General features: G+C 56.1%; 27 protein-coding genes and 4 tRNA genes. All 31 read right to left on the bottom strand.

The window, feature by feature from the left end:
- Positions 1–10: 10 nt before the first annotated feature.
- Complete coding sequence (holA, locus tag BLW59_RS08525) at positions 11–1051, bottom strand: DNA polymerase III subunit delta (protein ID WP_029544904.1); 1041 nt, start codon at positions 1049–1051, stop codon at positions 11–13.
- Positions 1048–1794 carry a tRNA threonylcarbamoyladenosine dehydratase gene (locus tag BLW59_RS08530; RefSeq protein ID WP_029544905.1) on the bottom strand — a complete coding sequence of 249 codons (747 nt, stop codon included), beginning with the start codon at positions 1792–1794 and terminating at the stop codon, positions 1048–1050. Before BLW59_RS08530 ends, holA begins: the two co-directional genes overlap by 4 nt.
- A gap of 83 nt (positions 1795–1877) precedes the next feature.
- Positions 1878–3032, bottom strand: coding sequence for a cell division protein FtsZ (gene ftsZ, locus BLW59_RS08535; RefSeq protein ID WP_074697456.1), 1155 nt, complete (start codon positions 3030–3032; stop codon positions 1878–1880).
- 656 nt (positions 3033–3688) lie between these two features.
- Complete coding sequence (locus BLW59_RS08540) at positions 3689–5317, bottom strand: peptide chain release factor 3 (protein WP_029544908.1); 1629 nt, start codon at positions 5315–5317, stop codon at positions 3689–3691.
- Positions 5318–5332: 15 nt separating this feature from the next.
- Complete coding sequence (locus tag BLW59_RS08545) at positions 5333–6088, bottom strand: exodeoxyribonuclease III (protein ID WP_074697457.1); 756 nt, start codon at positions 6086–6088, stop codon at positions 5333–5335.
- Positions 6089–6107: 19 nt separating this feature from the next.
- Positions 6108–6629: a signal peptidase I gene (gene lepB, locus BLW59_RS08550; RefSeq protein WP_029544911.1), complete on the bottom strand. Its 522-nt coding sequence runs from the start codon at positions 6627–6629 to the stop codon at positions 6108–6110.
- 74 nt (positions 6630–6703) lie between these two features.
- The gene (gene rplS, locus BLW59_RS08555; protein WP_029544913.1) at positions 6704–7045 is read right to left on the bottom strand and encodes a 50S ribosomal protein L19; all 342 of its coding nucleotides are present in this window, start codon (positions 7043–7045) and stop codon (positions 6704–6706) included.
- 312 nt (positions 7046–7357) lie between these two features.
- Complete coding sequence (aroB, locus tag BLW59_RS08560; RefSeq protein WP_074697458.1) at positions 7358–8458, bottom strand: 3-dehydroquinate synthase; 1101 nt, start codon at positions 8456–8458, stop codon at positions 7358–7360.
- On the bottom strand, positions 8451–8981 hold the full coding sequence (locus BLW59_RS08565) for a shikimate kinase (RefSeq protein ID WP_074697459.1): 531 nt from the start codon (positions 8979–8981) through the stop codon (positions 8451–8453). The genes aroB and BLW59_RS08565 overlap by 8 nt, the downstream gene beginning before the upstream one ends.
- Complete coding sequence (gene aroC / locus BLW59_RS08570) at positions 8978–10147, bottom strand: chorismate synthase (protein ID WP_074697460.1); 1170 nt, start codon at positions 10145–10147, stop codon at positions 8978–8980. Before aroC ends, BLW59_RS08565 begins: the two co-directional genes overlap by 4 nt.
- 114 nt (positions 10148–10261) lie before the next feature.
- Positions 10262–10792 (bottom strand): type 4a pilus biogenesis protein PilO, encoded by a 531-nt coding sequence (gene pilO, locus BLW59_RS08575; RefSeq protein ID WP_074697461.1) that lies wholly within the window; start codon positions 10790–10792, stop codon positions 10262–10264.
- Positions 10789–12033, bottom strand: a complete 1245-nt coding sequence (locus tag BLW59_RS08580) for a PilN domain-containing protein (RefSeq protein WP_074697462.1) — start codon at positions 12031–12033, stop codon at positions 10789–10791. Before BLW59_RS08580 ends, pilO begins: the two co-directional genes overlap by 4 nt.
- Complete coding sequence (locus BLW59_RS08585) at positions 11999–12454, bottom strand: hypothetical protein (RefSeq protein ID WP_074697463.1); 456 nt, start codon at positions 12452–12454, stop codon at positions 11999–12001. Before BLW59_RS08585 ends, BLW59_RS08580 begins: the two co-directional genes overlap by 35 nt.
- Positions 12444–12977, bottom strand: a complete 534-nt coding sequence (locus tag BLW59_RS08590) for a hypothetical protein (RefSeq protein ID WP_037377060.1) — start codon at positions 12975–12977, stop codon at positions 12444–12446. The genes BLW59_RS08585 and BLW59_RS08590 overlap by 11 nt, the downstream gene beginning before the upstream one ends.
- On the bottom strand, positions 12961–13368 hold the full coding sequence (locus BLW59_RS08595; RefSeq protein ID WP_175463395.1) for a hypothetical protein: 408 nt from the start codon (positions 13366–13368) through the stop codon (positions 12961–12963). Before BLW59_RS08595 ends, BLW59_RS08590 begins: the two co-directional genes overlap by 17 nt.
- Complete coding sequence (locus BLW59_RS08600; protein WP_074697465.1) at positions 13361–13864, bottom strand: hypothetical protein; 504 nt, start codon at positions 13862–13864, stop codon at positions 13361–13363. Before BLW59_RS08600 ends, BLW59_RS08595 begins: the two co-directional genes overlap by 8 nt.
- Complete coding sequence (locus BLW59_RS08605) at positions 13861–14295, bottom strand: prepilin peptidase (RefSeq protein ID WP_175463396.1); 435 nt, start codon at positions 14293–14295, stop codon at positions 13861–13863. The genes BLW59_RS08600 and BLW59_RS08605 overlap by 4 nt, the downstream gene beginning before the upstream one ends.
- 158 nt (positions 14296–14453) lie before the next feature.
- Positions 14454–14936, bottom strand: a complete 483-nt coding sequence (locus tag BLW59_RS08610) for a type II secretion system protein (protein ID WP_139283607.1) — start codon at positions 14934–14936, stop codon at positions 14454–14456.
- Between the two features lie 179 nt (positions 14937–15115).
- Positions 15116–15189, bottom strand: a tRNA-Cys gene (locus tag BLW59_RS08615).
- 4 nt (positions 15190–15193) lie between these two features.
- A tRNA-Gly gene (locus BLW59_RS08620) sits at positions 15194–15268 on the bottom strand.
- A 4-nt stretch (positions 15269–15272) separates the two neighbouring features.
- Positions 15273–15347 (bottom strand) — tRNA-Gly (locus BLW59_RS08625).
- Between the two features lie 5 nt (positions 15348–15352).
- A tRNA-Asp gene (locus tag BLW59_RS08630) sits at positions 15353–15429 on the bottom strand.
- A gap of 115 nt (positions 15430–15544) precedes the next feature.
- Positions 15545–16174, bottom strand: a complete 630-nt coding sequence (gene udk / locus BLW59_RS08635) for a uridine kinase (protein ID WP_074697467.1) — start codon at positions 16172–16174, stop codon at positions 15545–15547.
- Positions 16175–16357: 183 nt separating this feature from the next.
- On the bottom strand, positions 16358–17545 hold the full coding sequence (locus BLW59_RS08640; RefSeq protein WP_074697468.1) for a pyridoxal phosphate-dependent aminotransferase: 1188 nt from the start codon (positions 17543–17545) through the stop codon (positions 16358–16360).
- Positions 17546–17658: 113 nt separating this feature from the next.
- Positions 17659–18141 (bottom strand): Lrp/AsnC family transcriptional regulator, encoded by a 483-nt coding sequence (locus tag BLW59_RS08645; RefSeq protein WP_074697469.1) that lies wholly within the window; start codon positions 18139–18141, stop codon positions 17659–17661.
- Between the two features lie 30 nt (positions 18142–18171).
- The gene (locus tag BLW59_RS08650; protein ID WP_074697470.1) at positions 18172–18627 is read right to left on the bottom strand and encodes an AsnC family transcriptional regulator; all 456 of its coding nucleotides are present in this window, start codon (positions 18625–18627) and stop codon (positions 18172–18174) included.
- A 68-nt stretch (positions 18628–18695) separates the two neighbouring features.
- Positions 18696–19325, bottom strand: coding sequence for a ribosome biogenesis GTP-binding protein YihA/YsxC (gene yihA / locus BLW59_RS08655; protein WP_029544941.1), 630 nt, complete (start codon positions 19323–19325; stop codon positions 18696–18698).
- 61 nt (positions 19326–19386) lie between these two features.
- On the bottom strand, positions 19387–21699 hold the full coding sequence (lon, locus tag BLW59_RS08660; RefSeq protein WP_074697471.1) for an endopeptidase La: 2313 nt from the start codon (positions 21697–21699) through the stop codon (positions 19387–19389).
- A gap of 76 nt (positions 21700–21775) precedes the next feature.
- On the bottom strand, positions 21776–23041 hold the full coding sequence (gene clpX, locus BLW59_RS08665; protein ID WP_029544944.1) for an ATP-dependent Clp protease ATP-binding subunit ClpX: 1266 nt from the start codon (positions 23039–23041) through the stop codon (positions 21776–21778).
- 11 nt (positions 23042–23052) lie between these two features.
- Complete coding sequence (gene clpP / locus BLW59_RS08670) at positions 23053–23667, bottom strand: ATP-dependent Clp endopeptidase proteolytic subunit ClpP (protein WP_029544946.1); 615 nt, start codon at positions 23665–23667, stop codon at positions 23053–23055.
- Positions 23668–23709: 42 nt separating this feature from the next.
- Entirely contained in the window at positions 23710–24999 is a 1290-nt protein-coding gene (tig, locus tag BLW59_RS08675) for a trigger factor (protein ID WP_074697472.1), read from the bottom strand.
- Positions 25000–25102 lie beyond the last annotated feature (103 nt).

Below are 25102 nucleotides of genomic sequence, written 5' to 3' on the forward strand. Positions count from 1 at the left end.
CATTCTGCTTTCAAGACCTCTGCCTTTGGCAGAGGAGAATAATGGCGTGTTCCAAAACTTCCTCTCCGGCCTGCCCCGTCTTGAGCTTGTAATCCGCATCAATAAGCTCCAGCATGGCAGCCTTCAATACCTTTTCCGGGAACTTCTCTGCCGCCTGCCCCAGCTTTTCAGCAATATAGGGGTTCAGCTCCAGAGGACCAGCCAGAGCCTTGCCCCTTATTCCCTGTGCCATCAGCTCCCTGGCCTGCCACAGCTGCCTCACATGGCGGGTGAGCAGAGCCAATATGACCGTGAAATATGTGCCCTCCAGCAGCTGCCGCTTCAAGAGTGACAACGCCTTGCCTGCCTGACGGCTGCTCACTGCATCCAGCAGGGCGAAATTGGAAATCTCCGGCAGGGAGGCAAAGACCTGCTTCAAATCAGCCAGGGCAATGCGCCGCTCCTGAGTATACATGGAAAGTTTGTCAAACTCCTGATCCAGGAATTCCAGGGAGATAGGCTGCATGAGGCTCACTGCCCCGTGGAAGTAAGCGGCAGCCTCCGGAGCAAGCTCCTTCTTTATCTCATGGAGCTTGCCCCGCAGCCATTCGTCAATATTCCAGGCCCGCACAGGCTCTGCCTCCAGCACCAGCCCATATTTTTCTGCCAGCTTGCAGATTTTCTTCCGCTTGTCTGCCTTTTCCCGGGAAGTAAAAATCACATAGCTATAGGGAGGCATATCCGCAAAGAGAGCCATCAGCTTTTCCAGCTGCTTTTCTCTTTCCTTGCTACCCTCTGCCTTGACGGCCCTGAAAAGGGCTGTATCCTGCACCCAGATGACGTTCTTATCCGCAAAAAAAGGCGCTGTCTCAATATTGCCCATAAGCACATCAAGGCCTGTATCTCCGGATAATTTCTGCACCGCTTCGGCAGAATCCTCCTTGTCCACCCCCAGCCGCCGCAAAATGGCCCGGCAGGCTCTGTCCACATAGTACCTTTCTTCACCTGCCAGCAGAAAAATATGAGGCAGCTCTGCCCCCTGCAGCCTGCCCATGAAGTCCACATATTTCATCGGGAAGTCCTCTCCATTCCCAACAGATCCCGCACCACTTCACCTGCTATGATCAGTCCTGCCACAGAAGGCACAAAAGAAATGCTGCCGGGAACAGCACGGCGGGGAGTGCCATCCGGATTTTCCCCGGGCGCACTCACAGGGAGGGGCTGCTCCCGGGAGTATACCACTTTCAGCCCTTTGACACCCTTTTCCTTCAGCTTTTTCCTCAGGACCCGGGCCAAAGGATCCACACTGGTGTCGTAAATGTCTGCCACTTCGAAGCGGGTAGGGTCCAGTTTATTTCCCGTGCCCATGCTGGCTATCAAGGGAATGCCACGTCGCTCACACTGGCAGGCCAGGTCAATCTTCGCTGTGATGGTATCGATGGCATCCACCACATAGGAAATCTCTCCCGCCTCTGCAAAAAACTCCTCAGCCTTCTCCGGCAGGTAGAACATTTCCCTGGTTTCCACCCTGGCTGCAGGATTGATATCCCTCAGGCGCTCTGCCACCACTTCAGTCTTCAGACGTCCCACCGTAGAGGCCAGAGCAGGCAGCTGGCGGTTGCGGTTGGAAATACTCACTGTATCATTGTCCACCAGAAGGAAGCTGCCAATACCTGCACGTGCCAATCCCTCTGCCACATAAGAACCTACGCCTCCCAGGCCAAAGAGCAGGACCCTGGCTTCGCTGAGTTTCCGCAAGCCATCCCTTCCCACCAACAGTTCCAAACGTGAAAATTCATGTACTTCTTCGCTCATAAAGGCCTCCTGAAACCCTCAACTAGAAAAGACGGCAGCCGGGCGGCCGCCGCCAAAGATGCAACAGACAAGCATCAACTTCATCACTTTTTTTCCAAATCATCAGGAGCCAGCTTGAATGCCGGGATGGCAAAAGCCCCCTGGCTCTTGAACTCCGGTGCTGCTGGAGGCTTGACCATAAAGGAAGGCGTCTCCAAAGAGAAGGCTGCCTCCTTGGGCGGTGCCTGGACCTTGCTTTCCGGCACCTTCACTGTAGGAGCCTTCAAAGGCATGCTGTCTGCAAAATCTGTAGCGATGATAGTAGCTTGGACAGTGCCATCCATTGCCTCATCTATAACCGTTCCCAGAATGATATTGACATCAGGATCCGTATGCTCGTAAATGTAACGGGTAGCATCGTCCACATCGTAAAGGCTGAGACTTTCGTCGCCCGTAAGATTGATGATAACCCCCCGGGCCCCCTTGAGGCTCTTGTTGATAAGAGGGCTTTCCACGGCCTGCTTCACTGCCTCCACCGCACTGCGGGGACTGCTGCCAATCCCCAGGAGGGCATCACTGCTGGGATTCTGACGGAAAATGGTGGTGACATCCGCAAAATCCACGTTGATGACACCGGTGGTGAGAATCAGCTCTGCCACGCAGTTGATAGCCTGCTTCAGGATGTTGTCCGCGCAGACAAAGGCCTGCACCATGGACATGCGCCGGTTTTCCGGCAGCTTCATGAGATTGTCATTTTCCACGGCAATCAGGGCATCCATCTGGGACTGCATCTTGACTACGCCTTCCATGGCCAGCTTTTTCTTGCGGCTGCCCTCAAAGCTGAAAGGCACCGTCACCACACCTACGGAAAGGATCCCCAATTCGTTGGCCAGCCGCGCCACTACAGGAGCAGCCCCAGTGCCGGTACCGCCGCCCATGCCTGCGGTGATGAAGATGAGGTCAGCTCCGCTCATGGCCTCCCGCAGACGGTTTTCCGCTTCCTTCGCCGCCTGCTCTCCCAACTCCACACTGCCGCCGGTTCCCCGCCCCCGGGTGAGAGCCTCGCCTATCTGCAAAGGCTTCACTCCCTCCTGTGAGACCAGGGAAAGCTGCTTGGCATCCGTGTTCACAGCTATCAGCTCAATATCCAGGTCGTTGTGCTGTCCCATGCGCATGAGGACGCTGTTGCCACCGCCGCCTACGCCGAAAACTTTTATTTTGACTTTTGGTTTTATGATCAAGGTTTCTTCTGCTGCCATATATACAACTCCCCTCTCTGCTGTACATCCTTTTTTATATTCTCCCCGAACACAGCAGATTCCTGCCGGCTCCCCCATCTATCAGCAAATGCTTTCTAAAAAAGAAAAGAAGCAAAGCCGCACCAACGCAGCCCTGCTTCTTTGCCTTCAAAAGATCCATCCACGAATCAGCTGAAGAGAAATACCGCCAAACAGGCCAGAACGATCTTCAGGCTATCCAGCTTCACGCCAAACACTCCTTACCCAACGCATCCAGCATTTAATTTTCCTCTAAAGAAATAACGCCACGGCAGTAAACCGTTAGGATGATTATAACTCAAATATGGGTATTTGTCGATAGACAAATGACTATAGTAAGCGCAATAATATTTTAGGTCTTACCTGCCCCGTGAAACGGGGAAGGGGGACCGGCGTAGCTGGTGGAAGGGGCGAAGAGGTGAAGCGACTTCGAAGAGCATAGTTCGTCCCCGCATTCCCCCTTCCACCACCTTCGGTGGTCCCCCTCCCCCGCAAGCGGTGGAGGTCAACATCTTTTATCGCGTTTACTAAAAAAGCCCCCGGGCAATACACAAACCCGGGGGCTTCAAAGCGTATCTAACGCTCTCCTGCTATCATTCTATCATTTTCAGACTTGTTTGTCCAATATTTGTTCCTGCTCAGAGAATCTGCTTCCTGCCCACAGGTGCGGGGTGCAGTTCCAGCTGGGGGTTGTTGTCCCTGATCCAGCCAAGAGCCCACTCGTTGTTCACCAGCAGCACGGGATTGTTATGCCTGTCGTAGACGAACATGCCCCGGTCGGCGCCTTTGAGGCTTTCGGGAGTGACTTCCCTCTCGTCCTCGAAGGTGAGCCAACGGGCCACTTCGTAGGGCTGCATATTCATGACGATATCCACGTTGTACTCGTTCTTCAGGCGGTACTCCAGCACCTCAAACTGCAGGGTTCCCACGGTGCCTACGATATAGGACTCGGTGCCTGCGCCGGCCTGCTGGAAGAGCTGGATGGCGCCTTCCTGAGTCAGCTGCTCGATGCCCTTCACGAACTGCTTGCGCTTCATGGTGTCCTTGGCAGACACACGGGCAAACTTCTCGGGTGGGAACACGGGGAAGTCCGCAAACTTGAACTTGTGTCCCTCATCGCAGATGGTGTCGCCAATACCGAAGACGCCGGGGTCAAAGAGTCCCACAATGTCGCCGGGATAAGCCGTGTCGATGATCTGGCGGTCCTGGGCCAAGAACTGCTGGGGCTGGGCCAGCTTCAGCATCTTGCCGCTGCGCTCATGCCAGACATTCATATTGCGCTCGAACTTGCCGGAGCAGATGCGGATGAAAGCCAGGCGGTCACGGTGAGCCGGGTTCATATTGGCCTGGATCTTGAAGACAAAGGCGGAGAACTTCTCATCATCCGGGCAAATCTCGCCGTCAGAAGAATTGCGTGGTGCAGGCGTGGGTGCCAGGCGGATATACTCCTCCAGGAAGTTCTGCACGCCGAAGTTGGTCATGGCGGAGCCGAAGAACATGGGGGTCAGCTCCCCTGCCGCAATGCGCTCCAGGTCAAAGTCCTCCCCTGCCTCATTCAGGAGTTCAAGGTCGTCCTGCAGGGCCTGCCAGGCTTCCTCACCAATGCGCTCACGCACCTTGGGGTCATCAGGAGCGAAGGTCTCAGAGAAGCGCTCCTCCTGACCGTGGGAGCTGTCCTCGGCGAAAAGCTCAATCTGCTTCTTCTGCCTGTCATAGACACCCATATACTGGCCGTCCACGCCGATGGGCCAATCCATGGGATAGGAACGGATGCCCAGCACATTCTCCAGTTCGTCCATGATGTCCAGGGGCGCCTTGCCGAAGCGGTCCAGCTTGTTCACGAAGGTGAAGATGGGAATGCCGCGCTGCTTGCAGACCTTGAAGAGCTTCTTGGTCTGGGCCTCGACGCCCTTGGCAATATCCAGCACCATGACGGCGCTGTCCACTGCCATCAAAGTACGGTAGGTATCCTCACTGAAGTCTTGATGGCCCGGGGTGTCCAGGATATTGATGCGGCAGCCCTGATAGTCGAACTGCAGCACAGAGCTGGTAACGGAAATACCGCGCTGCTTCTCAATCTCCATCCAGTCGGACACCGCATGGCGCTGGGTCTTGCGGCTCTTGATGGAGCCTGCCAGATGTATGGCGCCGCCGTAGAGCAGCAGCTTCTCCGTCAGGGTGGTCTTACCGGCATCAGGGTGGGAGATGATGGCAAAGGTACGGCGCTTGCCTATCTCGCGGTCAAGTTCTTCTTGCAATGCTGACAAAATCTAACCTCCAAATTAAATGTCCAGCTCCAGCCCCACGGGGCAGTGGTCGCTGCCGAAAATCTCATTGTGAATGGTGGCGTCCTTGATGGAATCCTTCAGACGCTCCGAAGCGACGAAGTAATCTATGCGCCATCCGGCGTTGGTCTCACGGGCCTTGCGCAGATAGGACCACCAGGTGTAAATGCCTTCCCTCTCGGGATAGAGGGCCCGGAAGGTATCCGTAAAGCCTGCCTCCAGGAGCGCTGTGAACTTCTCCCTCTCCTCATCGGTGAAGCCTGCATTGCGGTGGTTGGTCTTGGGATTCTTCAGGTCGATTTCCTTGTGGGCCACATTCAGGTCGCCGCAGACGATGACGGGCTTCTTCTCATCCAGTGCCAGCAGATAGGCCCGGAAGGCGTCTTCCCACTCCATGCGGTAGTCCAGACGCTCAAGCTCCCGCTTGGAATTGGGCGTATAGACTGTCACGAAGTAGTAATCCGCAAATTCAAGGGTGATGACCCTGCCCTCATGGTCGTGCTCCTCAATGCCTATGCCATAGGCAACGGAAAGGGGTTCAAGGCGGGTAAACACCGCCGTACCGGAGTAGCCCTTTTTCTCGGCGCTGTTCCAATACTGGCGGTAGCCCGGCAGCTCCAGGATAGCCTGGTCAGGCTGCATCTTGGTTTCCTGCAGGGCAAAGATATCTGCGTCCAGCTGCCGGAAGGATTCCATAAAGCCCTTCTTCAGGCAGGCCCGCAGGCCGTTCACGTTCCAGGAAATGAATTTCATGGCAGATTCCTCCCCTTTGTCAAGGCAGGGACTTCAGCTCAGCTACGGGCCAGAACACCAGCACAGCCTTGCCCTTGATGAGGGCGCCGGGCACGAAGCCCACATCTGCAAAGCGGCTGTCCTCGGAGTTGTTGCGGTTGTCACCCATGACGAACACTGTGCCCTCAGGCACAGTGGACTTGGGGTAGTCCCCGCGGGTCTTCTCCAGGATATAATCCTCGCTGAGCACCTGGTCGTTCACCAGCACCCTGCCGTCCTTGATTTCCACTGTGTCACCAGGTACGCCAATGACGCGCTTGATGAAGTCACGGCTGGGGTCACGGGGGTACTGGAACACCAAGATCTCACCCTTCTCCGGCGCACGGAAGCGGTAGATGAACTTGTTCACCACCAGCCGCTGCTGAGACTGCAGGGTAGGCCGCATGGAGGGGCCGTCCACAATGTAAAGCTCCACCACGAACTGGCGGATCAGGAAGGCCAGCACTACTGCCACGACAATGGATATCAGCCAATCCTTGACTTCTTCCCCTAAAGAACTCATTTATTTTCCTCCTTAAAAAGCACCAATAACACAAATAGGGACTGCCACAGGAGCAGTCCCTATCCGGCGCCAGATTAGCGCTTCTCTTTGATACGGGCAGCCTTACCCGTAAGGTTGCGCAGATAATAGAGCTTCGCACGACGGACGATACCGTGGCGAACAACCTCGATCTTAGCAATGCGCGGGGAATGAACGGGGAACATACGCTCCACACCGATACCGTAGGAAATACGACGAACAGTGAAGGTCTCACGCACGCCGGTGCCCTGACGGCCGATAACTACGCCCTCGAACACCTGGATACGCTCGCGGTTACCCTCGACGATCTTTGCATGCACGCGCAGAGTGTCGCCAGGACCGAAAGCAGGGATGTCGGAACGGAGCTGTTCTTTCTCAAGAGTTTCGATGATGTTCATTTATTTTTCCTCCTAACACTAGACGTTCATGGCAAGCTCCACTCTCGGCTCACTCAGAGGACCGTCCACATACCCTATGAGTATAGCAAAAAAGAAATGGCCTTTCAAGGAAAAAAATCTGGAAGCAGAAAAAAATTTGTAAGCAATCCTAGGGCGTGTTGATTAATTCACTCAGCCCATCTTCACGGGTCTTGACTGTCCCTGCGTCGTTGACAAATCCTCGACATAGCCCCGCTATGCCTGTGGTTTGTCGCCTAGCAATGGACAGCCAATCCCCATAAATCTGGGCCAAGTTCATTTAATCAACACGCCCTAATCAGCCAGACAGTATGCCATGGCCTCCCTGACGGCACTTTCCGGCACATCGCTCCTGCAAACGGTCTGGCCGATTGCAGAAATGAGCACCCAGGCCACCCTGCCCCCCACGGTCTTCTTGTCGTGGAAGATGTCCTCGTACATGTCATCTACGGTACAGCCCTCAGCCCTGACGGGGAGCTTAAGCGCCCTTAGCAGCCTTTCAGTCCTGGGCAGCACTTCCTCTGCCAGCAGGCCTGAATCAATGGAAAGTTTCAAGGCTCCCACCATGCCCACAGCCACGGCCTCGCCGTGATTGTAGCGGGCATAGCCTGTTTCCTTCTCGATGGCATGGCCAATGGTGTGGCCGAAGTTCAAAATACGGCGCAGGCCGGCTTCCTTCTCGTCCTCGCTGACCACTGCCGCCTTGATTTCACAGGACCGGGCAATGATATGGGACAGGCATTCATGCTCCAAAGCCAGGATTTCCTCAATATGGCTTTCCAGATAAGAGAAGAAATCTGCATCGTAGATAAGGCCGTATTTGACCACCTCGCCCAAACCCGTGGAAATCTCCCTGGGAGGCAAGGTTTCCATCATCTCCAGATCCATAAAGACGGCCTTAGGCTGGTAAAAGGCGCCGATAAGGTTCTTGCCCAGTGCATGATTTACCGCCACCTTGCCTCCCACGCTGGAGTCAACCTGTGCCAGGAGGCTGGTGGGCAGCTGCACGAATGGCACCCCCCGCATATAGGTGGCAGCAATAAAGCCAGCTAGGTCACCGACCACGCCGCCCCCCAGGGCAAAGACGGGAGATTTGCGGTCCAGTCCCGCCTTGATGCACTCCGTATAAACTGTTTCCGCCACCGACAGGGACTTGGAACTTTCTCCTGCAGGCACGGTGACCAGGGTGGCCTCAAGGCCCGCCTCAGCCAGCCAGCTGACTGCTTTCTCCCCATAGACAGGGCCCACATTGCTGTCGGTAAGCAGCAGCGCCTTGCTTGAAAAGCCCGCTCCCCTGACAAATTCCTGCACTTCCTGCCGGAGGTTCCTGCCTATGACTATATCGTAGCTGTCTGGGCCCAGTTCCACCCGGACCTTCCTCTGTATCTCACCCATGCAGTTCCCCCCTGGTCTTCAGCGTGTGGACAATGCGTTCTGCTGCCTGCAAAGGGGAGAGCTCCCCCGTATCTATGAAGTAATCCGCCTGACGATAGAACTGCTCACGTTCTGCCAGCAGTTTCTTGACAGCCGCCAGCCTGTCCCCCTCATCTGCGCCGTCCAGCACGGGGCGCTCTCCCTTGCGCTCGGTGCGCTCCAAAATAACCTCAGGGGAGGCAGTTAGGCAGACAATCAAGCCGCTTTGCTTCAGCAGCTTCACATTTTCCGGGTCCTTGATGGTGCCGCCCCCGGTGGAAACCACCGCATTGGCCCGCTGGGAAATCTTTTTCACAAGTTCTTTTTCCAGCTGGCGGAAATGCGCCTCGCCTTTGGTCTCGAATATCTCAGGGATAGTCGTGCCCTGCTCCTCCTCAATGCGGCTGTCCATGTCGATGAAGGCCTTGCCCAGCCGCTGGGCCAGCACCTTGCCGGTGCTGGTCTTGCCCGTGCCCATGAAGCCTACCAGTACAATGTTCTTCATCCTGCCACCCACTCTTTCCTCAGGCGCTCCTTGTAGGCGGAGAGGGCCGCCTGCACATCTACCAGGGCATCGGAACCAAATTTCTCGCAGACAGCCTGGGCCAGCACAAAGGCGGTCATGGCCTCTCCCACCACGGAAGCTGCGGACACGGCGCAGGTGTCGCTGCGCTCCTTGCAGGCCATGACGGCCTGATGGCTCTCGATATCCACGGACTGCAAAGGCTGCATCAGGGTGGGAATGGGCTTCATGGCAGCCCGGAGGACGATTTCCTCCCCGTTGCTCATGCCCCCTTCCAGGCCGCCGGCCCGGTTGGTCTTGCGGCAGGGCAGCCCCTCGCTGTCCAAAAAGACTTCATCATGTATCAAACTGCCGGGCAGATAAGCACACTTGAAGCCTGCCCCGATTTCCACGCCCTTGATGGCCTGTATGGACATGAGGGCAGCCGCCAGACGGGCATCCAGGCGCCTGTCCCACTGGATATGGCTGCCCAGCCCCACAGGCACCCCCCGCACGATGATTTCAAAGGTTCCACCCAGAGTGTCCCCTTCCTTTTTGGCCTCGTCGATCTTCGCCTTCATGCGCTCCTCGGCCTCACTGTCATAGCAGTTGAGCTCAGAGCCATTGTCCTTGCCCAGGGCCTTGCGGTCGACTTTGGCCTCATCCACGGCCTCGCCGCCAATGTTTGTCACCTGGGACACAATTTCCATGCCCAAAGCGCGCAACAGCTCCTTACACACAGCTCCCACCGCCACCCGCATGGTGGTCTCCCGGGCGCTGGAGCGCTCCAATATATCCCGCACGTCCTCACGGGCATACTTGGCCGCCCCGGTGAGATCTGCATGACCCGGGCGGGCTGCCGTCACCTTTTCTCCTTCAGGTTCCCCAAAAGGCGCCATGCGCCCTCCCCAGTTGCCGTGGTCGGCATTCACCACCCGCAGGGTGATGGGACCGCCCAAAGTCTCCCCAAAACGAACGCCGCTGGTGACCTCCACCCTGTCCGTCTCGATCTTCATGCGGCCGCCCCGGCCATAGCCCTGCTGGCGCCGCGCCAGATCACGGTTGATATTCTCCTCCGAAAGCTTCAGCCCCGCAGGCAGTCCTTCCAAAATAGCCGTCAGGCAGGGGCCATGTGACTCCCCTGCCGTCATGAAACGCAGTTCGCTCATACCTACACCTCGTTATACTACGAATAATCAGTTGTCTATAGTGTACGATATAGGCTTATATAAATCAAGCATTTTACAAAGTTATAGTTGCAAATTTGTAAACTTAAAACAGCCTTAAATTTCTTCTGCAAACATCACCAGCAGCATTTCGGCCTCCAGTCTGCCCGCCCCTTCTTTGGCATCAACCTTGATCTGCTTCAGCTGATAAAACCGATCTTCCTTCCTGAGCCTCTGCAAAAAGTCCAGCAGCTCAAAGTAATCACCTGCCACCTTGAGCTGCACAGGCAAAGCCACGCAGTGCTCCTCCACGGCCTGCCGCTCCCGTGGCAGGGCTTCCTCCAGCTTCAGCCCTGCGCCAAAGGCATCAGCCTGGAGCCTGTTCAGGAACTCACCCTGGCTCAGGTGGGCGGGCAGGGCCTTATCTGCCCGCGCCAGTCGTTCTGCCAGTTCCTCTTTATAGGCAGCCTGGTCCAGATGGGCGTTCTGGAAATTCTGCACAGCCACTTTTTCCTCCCGGAGCTGCAGCGCCGCCTCCTCATTTTCCCGACATTTTTCCTGCAAGGGAGCATGCACGAGAAAATAAAAAATACACAGGAGCAGCGCCCCTGCCGCCACAATCAGTTTCAGTCTTTCCTCCGCCCTCATATTCCCATCTCCATCTTCAGCCGGAATTCCACCAGGCCTTCCTTCTGCCGGGATTCTTCCAGCACAGGCACAGCAGAGAAAAAATCCCTATCCCGTTCAAAAGCCTCCAGGAACTCCCCCAAAGCGCTGTAATCCACAGCCTCCCCCCTGAGGTGCAAAATCTTTTCCTCCGTGCAATCCACCTCTGTCAGCCAGGCACCTTCCACGGTGACTGTACCTAGGTGGATAAGCAGGCTGTCCAAAGGGCGGGACTTTTCCGTAAGCCGCCCCAGGCACGCTTCCTTCACCTCTGCCGCCGCAATCATCTTCCTGTCAGCTTCCATCGCCTGCCGGGCAGGCTCAAGCTCTGCCAGCTGCCTCCCTGCCTCCTCTGCTGCCCGGGAAGTCAGAAAAAACTCTCCCAGGTCAAGGCTCAGACAGAGGATCAGCAAAACTCCCGTCAAAATTGCCGCTGCCCTGCCTATGCCCTCATAGTTCCAGCCATTGACCTCCCCCTTATCTTCCAAAAGATTCTCCGGCCAGCCCTGACGTCCCAGTCCTGCCAGGGCAGCCGCGGCAAAAAGAGGTCGGCGTTCATGCTCCTCTGCGCCCCCGGCCTCAGCCGCCGGACTTATCTCTGCCTCCCCTATCTGCCAGCCACAGCTTCCAGACTGGCACTCAAGCAAAACAGGCGTCTCCGGGTAAAGACCGGCCAGGTAACAGCCCCTTCTCCCAAAGGCATCCTCCAGCATGCTGATTTTTTCCCTCTCAAGGGCCAGCGCCTCTACCATATCTGTCCTGTCAGGCAAAGGCAGCGATATGCACTTCACCATTTCCGGCGACAGGCCGCAATCCTGCAAAAACCTGTCCATTTCCCAATAGGCAGCAGTGCGCTGCTCAGGAAGGGGAATGGCCGCCGAAATAGGAAACAAATGACAGAGGAAACACTTTTCAGGCAGGCAGAGGGCCAGGGGCAGATCCTGCCAGCCCTCCCTGGTGAGCCGCTGGGCTGTGCGCTCCGCCAGCAGCTCTGCCATCTCTGAAAAATCCTCCGGCCTCTGCCATTTTTCCTCAGCCTGCCTTCCTATGCGCCAGGCACCATCTTCCTGCCGCAATTCCAGGAAAGAGATCTCCTCCTCTCCGCCATAAACACCCAAATATGTGCCGCCCCGGGCATAAACCATGTCTTTCAGCCCTGACAAGGCTCGCCCGGCCTTCTCCTGCCACTCATTCTTCCACTGATCTCCAGCCCCGCCAAACACAGCTCTCCTCCTTTCTGTGCAGCCAGCCGCACACAAGTTTCCCCTTGCTCCACTTCTCCTTTTCCCCGGGCTCTGCCCAGGCCTTGAGGAAAATATCTTCCCCTTCTTCTCCTTGTGTGCAGGCAATATGCCTGAGGCTCACTGTCACCTGAATGCCCTGGTCACTGTACTCTCCTCCATAAGGCTGCCACTTCCCCTTGGGCAGGCCGTCCACGGCAGCAGGGCAGCGCTCTATCTCCCTGGCCAGCATTTCCACCCGGCCCTCTGCTGCCAGACGCAGCCTTGATTCCTGTATGAACTCCTCACTGCCCCTGGTGCCGTACTCCACTGCCGCATGCAGCCCCATAGCCAGCCAGAGCACCGCCGTCATGGCGCAAATAGCCAACAGTGCAGCCGCCCCTCTTTCTCCCTCATTTGCCATGCTCTTTCTCCCCTTTTTCAGGAGGGATATAAACTTCTGTGGTGAGCCTGTACGGCGAAGTGCCTGCCATCGTGCTCTGCCCTTCCAGCCAGATCCTGTACAGCCCAGGCCTGCCGATGCTGTCCACCTCCTCGAAACCGAAGGCGCTGATGTTGACCATGGCCCAGGCATGATTTCCTGTCATGGGCAGCGCAGCCCTGTTTTCCACCAGTTTGCGCACGCCCTTGCTGTCACGGTTCACGAAATACTGCCTGACCACATCTTTTCCGGAATATATTTTGATGGACTCAGGATAACTGCCCTTGCTGATGGAAGTTGCCATCAAGCAGTCATCCACCACTCTCACAAAGGCCAGCTGCACTTCCTGCTGCACTTCCTCCTGTGCTCTCAGCAACAGATAATTTTTCGCAGCCGTAGTCACCCCCAGGGCAGCTCCCGCCAGAATAAGCGCCAAAACCGGCAGGGCCAGCAAAAGCTCCAAAGCTGCTATCCCCGCCTCCCCTGTCCTATTCTCCGGCCCCATGCCTCACCACTTCCCGTTCCAAATCCAGCTGCCCTCTGGCAGCCCTGCCCTGCCACTTGACCTGCACGGAAACCCTGTACGCCGCGGGATTCCCCTCAATGCCGCCTTCACTGCCTATATTTGTCTCCACAGCGTAGTCGATACCGCCCTCCTGCAAATCCTCTGCCCGTCCCTGCCAGGGATAGCTGCCGGGGGCCAGTCCTCTGGCAGCCGCCTCTGCCTGCGCGGCAGCAAACTGGGTGCGGGCCAGGAAAACAGCCCTCACCCGGCAGCCATCTGCCACCCGCAGCTCCATGCTCCTGGCATAGATGGCAAAACAGGAAGCCATGACCAAAAGGGCCAGCCCGGCAACAAGCACCTCCAGAAAGAAGAACCCTCGTTCCCTATCCACCCGCATCAATCCTCTCCAGCCTGAACCTGCCAGCGTTATCCAGCACCAGCTTGCAGCCAATCCCCTCGCCTCCGGAAGAAAAGACCTTGATGGTGACATTTGGATAGACATTGCCGTTGGCATTGAAGAAAATCATCTGGTCCCTGCCATCCCAGCTGTCGTTGAACTTCAGCCGCACAGTGGCAAGGCAGCTGTGGCGCTTGACCTCATACCTGCTCCGATAGACACGATACCCCGTCCCCGTCAAGAGGATATACGGGCGGGTGGAGGCAATGGCCGTGCTGCCGTCCGCAGCCAGATTCTGCGCAGCTGTACGGGCCAGCATCTGCTCATAGCGAAGCTCACTGAGCAGCAGCTCCGCCTCGTACCTGACCGCACTGTACTTATAGATGCGCAAGGCATTGGGCATAGCCCAGCGTGCTGCCAGCCCCAATACTGCCAGCAGGAGCAGCAGTTCCAGCGCTGCCATGCCTCTTTCCCCTGCTCTGTTCATCATAATATCATTTCCCAATAGCACTGCCAGATAATATCACCAAAAAGGTAGGCAGCATAAGCCCCCAGGGAAAGAAAGGGACCAAAGGGCAAAGCCTCCCCGCTTTTCCAGCCCCGCAGAAGCAGGAAAACCGCCAGGCACCCTCCCATCAGCACAGCCAGGGCCATTGCCACCGCCACGCCCCGAAGGCCCAGCCAGAGCCCCAGCACCGCTGCAAACTTCACATCCCCAAGGCCAAGGCCGCCCCGGCTCAGCCAGCGCAGCCCCCAGAAAAGCCCGCCTGCCGCCGCTGCTGCCGCCAAGGCCTCAGTCACGCCATGGGGCAGCACCCCGAAAACTTCCAATCCAAAACCCGCTGCCCCCAAGGGCAGCAAAAGCCGGTCATACAAAAAGCCATAGCAGCTGTCCAGTACAGCCAGCAGAACCAAAAGCACAGCAAAAAGACTCCCTGCTGCTCTCATCTTCCCCTCTGGCAAAAACAGCAGCCAGGGCAGACACAGACAAGATAAAAGGAGAATTGCCGGGCAGTGCCTCCTCAACAACCGCACATCAAGGGGCTGATAAAAACCTATCCTCAGGCCTTTCATCAGCTTCACTTCCCGTTGCCGAAATCATAAACCGTATTCTCCCCCAGATGCGCCTGCATCCTCTCACTTTTCTCCTTGGAAATGCTGTACGCCGTTCCGGGAACATCCGTCACTGCTCCTTTGACATTGCATTTTCCCGTGGGAGGCTTTATATTTTGATAATCCTCAAGATAATCTTTGAGATTGTCCATGGTGTCAGGCTCTTTGCCCTTGTCAATGCTGTAAAGGGCAATGGCAGTATCTATGGCAGACAGGTCGGCCTTGATCTTGGTCGTGTTGGCAGTGGCCAGAGCCGCATTGAAGCGGGGAACTGCCACCGTGGCCATGGTACCTACAATAAGGACGGCAATCAGCACTGCCAGCATACTGAAGCCCTGCTGCCGTTCTCCCCCACCAGCCTCCTTCCTTGCTGTGCTCCGGCGCATGATGCCGCAATCTCTCTTCAGTCTTCGATAAGCATCTCTTAGCTTTGCCTTTGTTGTCTCCATCTTTGCCCTGCACACTCCTTCCTCCACCTATCACGTAAAAAAATGCACCGAAAAGGCAGGTTCAACATCTGTCCTCTCGGCGCACATATTCTAGATTAAATGTCCATTTCCTCCTGAAAAAAGGAAATTGTTTCTTGTACGACAAAAAAGCCTCCCTTACGGGAGGCTTTGCACTCACTTGGAGGCGACACCCAGAATCGAACTGGGGATAAAGGTTTTGCAGACCTCGGCCTTACCACTTGGCTATGTCGCCGGTATGGAGCGGAAAACGAGGCTCGAACTCGCGACCCCCACCTTGGCAAGGTGGTGCTCTACCACTGAGCTATTTCCGCAATATGGAGCGGAAAACGAGGCTCGAACTCGCGACCCCCACCTTGGCAAGGTGGTGCTCTACCACTGAGCTATTTCCGCAATAGTGGCGACCCCAAGGAGACTTGAACTCCTGACCTCCGCCGTGACAGGGCGGCGTTCTAACCAACTAAACTATGGGGCCGTTCCAACTTTCTTGTCGCTTTCGTTCAGCGACATGTATTATTATACGCAGATGGTTATCTGCTGTCAACACCTTTTTTTACTTTTTTTGAAAAAATTTCAGAAGCAGCCAAACCTCAAGCCTTGGCCCCCTCATTCAGGTGGAACTGCACCCGGTTCATGACCATTTCCAGGGCCACCTTGTTCTCCCCGCCCTCGGGGATGATGATGTCAGCATAACGCTTGGAAGGCTCCACAAAAGCCTCGTGCATGGGCTTCACAGTCTCAAGATACTGCCGGATAATGCCGTCCAGCTGACGGCCCCGCTCCCGCACGTCGCGCATGATGCGGCGCAGGATCCTTACATCGGCGTCAGCATCCACGAAGAGCTTGATGTCCATAAGCTGCCGCAGGCACTTTTCATGGAAGGTCATGATGCCCTCCACCACGATGACCCGGGAAGGCTTCACGATGATGGTCTTGTCGCTGCGGTCGTTGATGGAATAGTCATAGACGGGACACTCGACAGCCTCCCCATTCTTGAGGGCGGTCAGATGCTCCAGCATGAGCTCCGTATCAAAGGCGTCCGGATGGTCGAAGTTCAGCCTGGCCCGTTCGGCGGGAGGCATATCGTGATGAGCCCGGTAGTAATTGTCGTGGTAAATCACCGTCACCTGGTCACCAAAATTCTCCACCAGCTTCCTGGTGATGGTAGTCTTCCCGCTGCCTGTGCCGCCTGCAATGCCAATGACGATTATCTTTCCCATGGAACTCACATACCTCCAAATTATTGAAACGCAAAAACTATTTCTATATGATATAAAGAAACCGCCCTCTTGTAAAGGGCGGTACAGAAAACAGTTATATTATCATAACACCATTGTTCAAATTTTGCCGTAGGCAAAATCTTCCAATCAGTGTTTCAACGAGGAAGAACAAGTTCTTACTCGTTATTTTTTATACTCCTCTGCCAGCTTCTTGAAGAGCGGCAGGGAGCGGCGGATGGTGTCGGTCTTGATGCAGTAGGCGGCGCGGAAGTAGCCGGGGCAGCCGAAGTCCGTGCCCGGCACCAGCAGCAGACCGTACTTCCTGGCCCTTTCGCAGAAGGCGTAATCGTCCTCCTCCAGCGCTTTGGGGAAGAGGTAGAAAGCACCCTGGGGCTTGACGCAGGTAAAGCCTGCCTCGATGAGGCCCTGGTAGAGCATCTGCCCGTTCTCGCGGTAGGTGCTGATATCAGAGGGACGTCCGGCACAGCGGGCAATGACCAGCTGCCAGAGGGAGGGCGCATTCACATGGGTCAGGACGCGGGCCGCACCTGCAATAGCACCATAGACCTGCTGGAAGTCTGCCACCGTGTCCGGCACCATGATATAGCCTATGCGCTCACCAGGCAGGGAGAAGGACTTGCTGTAGGAGTAGCAGACCAGAGTATTGTCGTAGAACTTTGGGATATAAGGCACCGTGAAGCCCTCATAGGCAATCTCCCTGTACGGCTCGTCAGCGATCAGGAAGATGGGATGTCCGTATTCTTTTTCCTTGCCCCTGAGCACCTCAGACAGCTTCTTGATGGTTTCTTCGGAATACACCGCTCCACTGGGGTTGTTGGGAGAGTTCACGATGACAGCCTTGGTGTGGGGCGTGAGGCATTTTTCCATGGCCTCGAAATCAATCTGAAAATCCTCCGTCTTGGCGGGCACCACAACCAGCCTGCCACCCACGGACTCCACGAAGCAGCGGTACTCCGGGAAGAAGGGGGCAAAGGTCAGGAACTCATCCTCCGCCTCACAGAGTGCCTTGAAGCAGATGGTGCAGGCAGCAGCGGCACCAGCGGTCATGAAGAGATTCTGCTCGCTGATTTCCATGCCGAAGCGCTCATTGATGCTTTTGGCAATGGCCCTGCGGGCAGCAGGTGCACCGGGAGCTATAGTATATCCATGTACGGCGCTGGGCTCCATGGTCTGGAGGATATCCACCGCCGCCTCTTTGATATATTCCGGCGTGGGCACATTGGGGTTGCCCAGACTGAAGTCAAAGACTTTGTCCTCCCCCTCTGCCGCCGCCAGCTTGCGGCCATATTCAAAGACATCCCTGATGGTGGATTTCCTGGTGCCTAGCTCATACATCTTCTGGTCTACCATAAGTACATCTCCCTACAATATAAACAAATATCTTTATCCGATACAACACGCTTTACATTTTAACATATACCCTTGCAAAATAAAAGACCCTCCATATCGGAGAGTCCTTCTTCTCACTCGCAAAAGTATTTCATGCTGGTCTTTTTCCACTCGTGCTTGCTGTAGAGCATGATGCTCTCCGTGACACCTGCAGCCTCTCCCAGCTCACTGGCAATGGCCTCGCACTCTTCCCGGCTGTGACCGTGGATCATGGTGTAGAGATTATAGGGCCAGCCAGGAGCCGTCGTGCGGTCATAGCAGTGAGTCACCGCCGGATGACGGGCCATTTCCTGAGCTATGGTGTCAAGTTCCTCCTGGGGCACCACCCAGGCTGCCAGCACATTGGCCTTGAAACCCACTTCACGGTGGCGGAGCACCGCCCCCATCTTGCGGATTTTCTTGTCTTCCTCCAGAGCCTTTACCCGCTCCAGGAAAAGGTCCTCGGAAATGCCTATGCCTTCTGCCAGCACCTTGTAGGGTTCCGCCACCAGAGGGAACTCCCCCTGCAGCGCCCGGATCACCTTTTTGTCAAGCTCGCTTACCCCTGCTGCTTCCACCTGATGTCACCGCTTTCTGCTGCTTTATCCTTACTGTAATTTGAACTGCACATTTATCTTGTATTTCTTATGAGCCTTGAGGTTCAGCACATCCTCCACGCCAGGCAGGGTCCTGACCTGGGCAATGATGCTCTTTTCCTGCTGCTCATTGGGCGTGAGCAGGGTAAACCAGAGATTGTACCTGCCCTCCCGCTCATAGTTGTGGGTGGCACCGGGGTAGCCGTTGATGGCATCTGCCACCTCCGGGATATGCTCCGGCTCTACCCTGAGGGCCACCAAAGTCCCATGATAGCCCAGCTTATTAGAATCAAAGAATGTGCCTATGCGGCGCAGATACCCCTCCCGCTTCAGCTCCTGCACCCGCTGGAGCACCACGCTTTCCTCCGTGCCCAGCTCCTCTGCCAGTCTGGCAAAGGGACGGCTGCAAACGGGCAGGTGTCCCTGCAAGAGATTCAACAGCTCCTTGTCAAAGGCCGTCAGCTCCATTATCTTCTCCCCTCCCCGATACACAATCCCCTGTTGAAACTATGAATCCGATTCATTTTTCTTTATTCTTATTCTACCAAAATCGAACCGATTACGTCAAGCAAATCTGAACGCCCTTCATTTTTCAAAGAGGAATAGGGCAGCACGGAAAGTTCCGCCACTCCCAGGCTGCGCTTGATGAGGGCAATCTGCTTCTGCCTGACATTCTTGCCAATCTTATCAGCCTTGGTGGCCACAATCAGCACTGGGATGTTGTTTTCCACCAGCCACTTGAACATGTCCACATCAGAGGCCATGGGCTCGTGGCGGATATCGATGAGCTGGCACACGAACTGCAGATTCTCAGAGGTCAGCAGGTATTCTTCGATGAACTTCGACCAAAGCTTCCTCTTTTCCTTCCCGGTCTTGGCATAACCGTAGCCGGGCAGGTCCACCAGATAGAAGGACTTCCTCTCCTCAGCCCCCTCCACCTTGGCCCCCAGCTCATAGAAATTGATGGTCTGGGTCTTGCCAGGCTGGGAAGAAACCCTCGCCAGTCCCTTGACCCTGGTGAGGGAGTTGATGAGAGAAGACTTTCCTACGTTGGAGCGGCCGATGAAGACCACCTCCGGCAAATTGCCCTCCGGATACTGTTCCCGCTTCACCGCCGAAGCAATGTACCTGCCCTGGGTGATAACCACGCTCTCCTTCTCTGCCATGATATCGCTCCTTTCAAAAAGCCTCCCTCTGAGAGGGAGGCTTTATTTCGCCAATCCTGATTTATTTCCCGCACAGCGCCGTAGCCAGCACCTCGTCCATGTGCTCCACAGGGACGAATTCCAGCTTCTCCCTTACCGTCTCGGGAATATCTTCGATATCCCGCTCGTTTTCCTTGGGCAGGATAATGGTCTTCATGCCCTCGCGGTAAGCTGCCAGGACTTTTTCCTTGAGGCCGCCGATGGGCAGCACATTGCCCCGCAGGGTGATCTCGCCGGTCATAGCCACATCGCTCCGGACCTTCCGGCCTGTCAAAGCGGAAATCATAGCCGTGGCCATGGTGATGCCCGCCGAAGGCCCGTCCTTGGGGATGGCGCCTTCCGGCAGGTGGATGTGGATATCGTCCTTCTCGTAGAAGTCCTCCTCCAGCTTGAACTTCTGGGCACGGCTGCGGATGTAGCTGAGGCCTGCCTGGGCAGATTCCTGCATCACATCCCCCAACTGCCCCGTGAGGATCAGCTTGCCCTTGCCCTTGAGTATGGTGACCTCCGTGGGCAGGATGTCTCCCCCCACTTCCGTCCAGGCCATGCCCGTAGCCAGGCCCACCTGGGGCTTCTTCTCAGCCTTGGTCTCCAGGAACTTGGCCCGTCCCAGGAAGTCCTTGAGGTTAGTCTTGGTGACCTTGATGGGAGCTTCCTCTCCCTCCACAATCTTGCGGGCGGCCTTGCGGCACACCTGGCCTATGACCCGCTCCAGCTCACGGACACCGGCCTCACGGGTGTACTCCTGGATAATCTTCTGGAGCACCGTGGTACTGAGGGAAATATCCTTGCTCTTGAGGCCGTTCTGGGTGCGCTGACGTGCCACCAGATAGCGCTTGGCAATTTCCAGCTTCTCCAGCTCAGTATAGCTGGAGAGGGTGATGACCTCCATGCGGTCACGCAGAGCCCTGGGGATATTGCTGAGATTGTTGGCCGTGATGATCCACATGACCTTGGACAGGTCAAAGGGCAGCTCGATATAGTGGTCACTGAAGGTGTTGTTCTGGGCAGGGTCCAGCACCTCCAGGAGAGCTGCCGCCGGGTCTCCCCGGTAGTCATTGCCCAGTTTATCTACCTCATCCAGCAGGAAGAGGGGATTTTTCGTGCCCGCATGCCTGAGGCTCTCAATGATGCGGCCGGGCATAGCTCCCACATAAGTGCGGCGATGACCCCGGATTTCCGCTTCGTCACGGATGCCCCCCAAAGAGGCCCGGACAAATTCGCGGCCCGTAGCCCGGGCCACAGAAGCTGCCAACGAGGTCTTGCCCACGCCGGGGGGCCCCACCAGACAGAGGATAGGCGCCCGCTTGTCCTCGGCCAGCTGCTGCACAGCCAGATAGTCAAGGATCCTGTCCTTGACCTTGGTCAGTCCGTAGTGGTCGTGGTCAAGGACCCGCTTGGCTTCATTTATATCCACCTGCATCTCGGATTCCTTGCACCAGGGCAGGTCAAGGAGCCAGTCCAGATAGGTCCTGATGACGCTGGTCTCGGAGTTCATGTTGCTCATGCCGTCCAGCCGCTTGAGCTCCTTTTCCACGGTCTCCCTGACCTTGTCGGGGTATTCCCCCTCCTCCAGGCGCTTCTTGTACTCCTCTATCTCGCTGGTGCGATCGTCCTTGTCCCCCAGCTCCTTGTGGATGGCCTTGATCTGCTCGCGCAGGTAGTAGTCCTTCTGGATTTTCTCCATCTGCTTGCGCACCTGGACGCCTATCTTCTGCTCCATCTTCATGAGCTCTATTTCATGTGCCAATACAGCGTAGAGCTTTTCCAGACGGGCCTTGATATCTATGCAGGACAGGAGTTCCTGCTTGGTCTCCACCTTGAGATTCAGATGGCTGGCAATGAGGTCAGCCAGCCTGCCTGCATCGTCAATGATGGCCACGGACACCAGCGTCTCGGCAGGAATCTTCTTGGAGAGCTTCACCCATTCCTCGAACTCATGGCTCACGCCACGGGAGAGAGCCTCCATCTCAAGGGAATTGGGCTGCTCGTCCTCATAAGCAGTCACTGCTGCTTCATCGTAGTTCTCCAGTGCCTGGAAGCTCTCGATGACCCCGCGCACCAGTCCCTCCACCAGCACACGCATGGTGCCGCCGGGCATCTTGATGAGCTGGCGCACCTCGGCAATGGTGCCAGTCTCGTAGAGGTCCTTGCCCTCCGGGGCATCAACCTCTGCGTCCTGCTGGGTGACCAGGAGTATTCTCCTGTCCCCCACCATGGCCTGCTCCAGAGCGGCCATGGAGCGCTCCCGGGCCACATCCAGATGTATGATCATATACGGAAAGACCGTCATGCCCCGCAAAGGGAGCACCGGCAGCGTTCTGGTCTCTGCCATTGTCATTCCTCCTAAAATCCAATGTATATTAAGATAAGGCGCTGCTCAGGCAGCGCCTTATCCATAAGTCTGCAACTCAGGCAGATTCTTCTTTTTTGTTCTGGCCGGCTTTCGCGATGGTGAGAACCGGATCCTTGCGCGCCGTGATGGCCTCCTTGGTAACCTTGCAGGCAGAGACACCTTCCACGGAAGGAATCTCGTACATGACGTTGCGCATGACGCCCTCCAGGATAGAGCGCAGGCCGCGGGCCCCGGTCTTTCTCTTCAGGGCTTCCTTGGCTATCTGGCGCAGGGCTTCTTCCTCGAAAGAAAGCTTAACCCCGTCCATTTCCAGCAGGCGCTGGTACTGTTTCACCAGAGCATTCTTGGGCTTGGTGAGGATGCTCACCAGCGCGTCCTCATCCAGGGAATCAAGCGTCACCACGATGGGCAGACGGCCGATAAACTCCGGAATGAGGCCGTTCTTCAGGAGATCCTCTGGCAGGACCTTGCTGAGGGTCTCGCCGATGTTCCTCTGCTTCTTGGACTTGATGGAAGCCCCGAAGCCCATCTGCTTCTGGCCCAAACGAGCCTCGATGACCTTCTCGATGCCGTCAAAGGCACCGCCGCAGATGAAGAGTATGTTGGTGGTGTCAATCTGGATAAGCTCCTGATGAGGGTGCTTGCGCCCGCCCTGGGGCGGCACGGAAGCAGTGGTTCCCTCCAAGATTTTCAGCAGAGCCTGCTGCACGCCTTCACCTGATACATCACGGGTGATGGAAGGATTCTCGGACTTGCGGGCAATCTTATCGATTTCGTCGATGTAGATGATGCCCCGCTCTGCCTTTTCCACGTCGTAGTCAGCAGCCTGGATGAGCTTCAGGAGGATGTTCTCCACATCCTCGCCCACATAGCCTGCCTCCGTAAGAGCCGTGGCATCAGCAATGGCAAAGGGCACCTTCAGGATCCTGGCAAGAGTCTGTGCCAGCAAAGTCTTGCCGCTGCCCGTAGGCCCCAGCATGAGGATGTTGGACTTTTGCAGTTCCACATCATCGCTCTTGCCCTGACCGGAATTGACACGCTTGTAGTGATTGTACACAGCCACGGAGAGGGATTTCTTCGCCTCTTCCTGGCCGATGACATACTGATCCAGAATAGCACGGATGTCCTTCGGTTTCGGGACGTCCTTGAGCTCCACTTCTACATCTTCGCTGAATTCTTCCTCGATGATTTCGTTGCAAAGCTCGATGCATTCATCACAGATATAAACCCCGGGCCCAGCCACGAGTTTCCTGACCTGCTCCTGGGTCTTGCCACAGAAAGAACACTTCAGCTGACCCTTGTCATCCCCAAACTTCAGCATGACATCACCTCCTATTCCTTGGCGGTTTTCTTGGCAGTCGTCTTCTTGGGACGGGTGATGACCTCATCAATGAGACCGTAAGCCTTGGCTTCCTCGGCGCTCATGAAGTTATCACGCTCAGTGTCCTGATTGATCTTGTCCCTGTCCTGACCGGTATGATTGGCCAGAATATCATTGCCCACTTCACGCAGGCGCAGGATTTCCTTGGCCTGGATCTGAATGTCCGTGGACTGGCCCTGAGCACCGCCCAAAGGCTGATGGATCATGATGCGGGCCAGAGGCAGGGCATAGCGCTTGCCCTTGGCACCGGCTGCCAGCAGCAGGGAACCCATGCTGGCTGCCTGCCCGATGCAGATAGTGGACACATCAGGCTTGATATACTGCATGGTGTCGTAGATGGCAAGACCTGCGGTCACCACGCCGCCCGGGCTGTTGATGTAGAGATGGATATCCTTGTCAGGATCCTCCGACTCCAGGAAAAGCAGCTGGGCTACTACTGAATTGGCAACGTTGTCGTCAATGGGGCCGCCCAAGAAGATGATGCGGTCTTTCAGAAGGCGGGAATAAATATCATAAGCCCGCTCCCCACGACTGGAACGCTCCACTACCATAGGTACATAGTTCATTTGTCTACCCCCATTAGGGAAACGAAAGAAGAAACCGAGGGATTAGGCAATGCTGTCGATGATGAACTGTGCAGTCTTCTTGCGGAGCACAGTAGCAGCCAGATCGCCCAGACGTCCCTGCTCCTTGATGATCTTCTGGATCTGCTTCGGAGTAGCACCATACTGCATGGCCATCATGGCAACTTCCTGGTCAAGATCCTTGCCCTCAACCTTGATGTCCTCAGCCTTTGCTACCTCTTCAAGCATGAGATCCGTACGTACATTCTTCTCCGCGGTCTCCCGATAATCCTCCCTGATCTTGGCAATATCTGTATTTGCGAACTGGAGATACTGCTCCATCTTCATGCCCTGCTGCTCGAGGCGCATGGACATCTCCTGGATCATGGCAGTCACGCGGTTGTCGATCATCACAGCGGGAATGTCCACAGTGATGTTCTCGCTGGCCTTCTCGATGGCAGCGGTGCGCTGATCGTTCTCAGCCTTGCGCTCAGCGTTCTCCTCCAGGTTCTTGCGGATATCAGCGCAGAGCTCCTCAAGAGTCTCGAACTTGCTGACCTTCTTGGCAAGCTCATCGTCCAGAGCAGGCAGCTCCTTGCGCTTGATGCTGTGCACCTTGCACTTGAAGACAGCAGCCTTGCCAGCCAGATCCTTGGCATGGTACTCCTCGGGGAAGGTCACGTTCACATCGCGCTCCTCCTCGACCTTGGCGCCGATGAGCTGATCCTCGAAGCCGGGGATGAAGCTGCCGGAACCAATCTGGAGAGGATAATCCTGGCCCTTGCCGCCCTCGAAAGCCACGCCGTCAACGGAGCCGTCGAAATCAAGGGTGATGAAATCGCCGTCCTGCACATCGCTGCCCTCGGGAGCATCCACCATGTTGCCCTGGCGCTCCTGCATGTTCTTCAGCTGCTTCTCAACGTCCTCGTCCTTGACCTCGTCCACAACCTTCTCGATGTGGAGGCCCTTGTACTCGCCGAGAGTCACTGCCGGACGCGGGGTGACAGTAGCCTTGAACACCAGGTCCTTGCCCTCTTCCAGAGTCACGATCTCAACCTCGGGACGGGTCACAGGAACGATATCCTGCTCCTTGAAAGCCTCATCCAGGGACTGGGGGCCGAGGAAGCTGTCAAATGCTTCCTGGAGCACATACTCCTTGCCCAGGTGGTTCTCCACAATCCTCTTGGGAGCCTTGCCCTTGCGGAAACCAGGGATATTCACACGGCCCGCGAGGCGCTTGCAGGCGCGCTCCTCTGCCTTTGCTACCTCTGCTGCTTCAACTTCAATAGTAAGAGTGACCTGCTGGTTCTCTCCGTTTGCTGCCGTAACTTTCATTGTCTAAAATGACCTCCTGTTTTATCCATTTCAATTGGCTTATACATAGCCATACTTTAGAAATCATAACACAAAGCGCACAGAATTACAAGCAATTCTGTGC

It is taken from the genome of Selenomonas sp. KH1T6, assembly GCF_900108415.1.
GTDB lineage: Bacteria > Bacillota > Negativicutes > Selenomonadales > Selenomonadaceae > Selenomonas_B > Selenomonas_B ruminantium_A.